Raw genomic sequence first — 508 nt, 5'->3', positions numbered from 1 at the left:
TCGCTGCTAGAAAGTTTGGGGCATTCCGTGACGGTCGCGATGACTGGGGAAGAAGCGTTAGTCAACTTTGTGCCGGACCAATACGACCTTGCGCTGTTGGACATTCAACTGCCAGACATGACAGGGTTTGATGTGGCGAAGTACTACCGTGAGCATTATGACCACTTACCTCCGTTGGTGGCGTTAACGGCGAACGTGATGAAAGATCGTCGAGAGTACTTAGAAAATGGAATGGATGACGCAATCAGTAAACCATTAGCTGTGCATGCTATTCAGTCAGTGATAGATAAGTTCTTTGTTGATCGAGTCGATAAACCCGCGGTGATTGTTAAGCCTGAAGTCAAGGAAGAAGCGGCGCCTTCTCCTGTGATTGAGACACATCTACTGGATCTGGATATGCTAGAGTCTTATGTGGATATTGTCGGCGTTAAACCCGTGTACGACAGCATCAAGATGTTTGAAGACATGATGCCAGATTACATTGAGGTATTAGACTCAAACATGACCG

General features: G+C 46.9%; 1 protein-coding gene. It reads left to right on the top strand.

Features of this window, described 5'->3' with window-relative positions; genetic code table 11:
* Window positions 1-508 (top strand): response regulator (locus R7O13_RS31110; RefSeq protein WP_318305762.1); only part of this gene is annotated, 508 nt, incomplete at both ends.

It is taken from the genome of Vibrio sp. Y176 (assembly GCF_033438945.1).
The sequence above is the reverse complement of the archived record's forward strand: the minus strand, read 5'-3'. Positions and strand labels throughout refer to the sequence as shown.